Here is a 535-nt window from a genome sequence, read left to right on the forward strand (position 1 = left end):
ATCAGCGACCCGCTGCTTGACGTTGCCCAGGAACTGGAACGCATCGCACGTGAAGACGAGTACTTCATCGAGAAGAAACTCTATCCGAACGTCGACTTCTATTCGGGCATCATCTTCAAGGCGATGGGCATCCCGGTCAGCATGTTCACCGTGCTGTTCGCTGTTGCACGTACCGTCGGCTGGATTTCCCAGTGGAAAGAGATGATCGAAGATCCGTCTCAGAAAATCGGTCGTCCGCGTCAGCTGTTTACCGGTGTTGCAGAACGTCCATTCGTTCCGGTCGACAAGCGCTAAGCCGCGTCGACATCGACAGATCAAAGAAAAGGCCCGGAATTTTCCGGGCCTTTTTGTATTTGTGAGGCAGCTTTAACCTGCCCCACGATATTTTCCTGGCTTACCAGCTGCCGGTGTTTTCCATGCTGGCCCACGGTTCAGCCGGAGCGAGGCTTTCGCCTTTCTGCAGGAACTCGATGGAAATGCCGTCCGGGGAACGAACAAACGCCATGCGCCCATCACGCGGCGGACGGTTGATGGT

The 535-nt window shown here is 55.3% G+C and carries 2 protein-coding genes; one reads left to right on the forward strand and one right to left on the reverse strand.

Annotated features, from left to right (window positions below; genetic code table 11):
- Positions 1-294 (forward strand): citrate/2-methylcitrate synthase (locus B3Z49_RS17710; RefSeq protein ID WP_296993258.1); only part of this gene is annotated, 294 nt, incomplete at its 5' end.
- A gap of 100 nt (positions 295-394) precedes the next feature.
- Here the strand turns inward: B3Z49_RS17710 and B3Z49_RS17715 are convergent.
- On the reverse strand, positions 395-535 hold a 141-nt coding region (locus tag B3Z49_RS17715), incomplete at its 5' end, for a VOC family protein (protein WP_296993269.1).

It is taken from the genome of Thalassospira sp. UBA1131, assembly GCF_002311515.1.
GTDB lineage: Bacteria > Pseudomonadota > Alphaproteobacteria > Rhodospirillales > Thalassospiraceae > Thalassospira.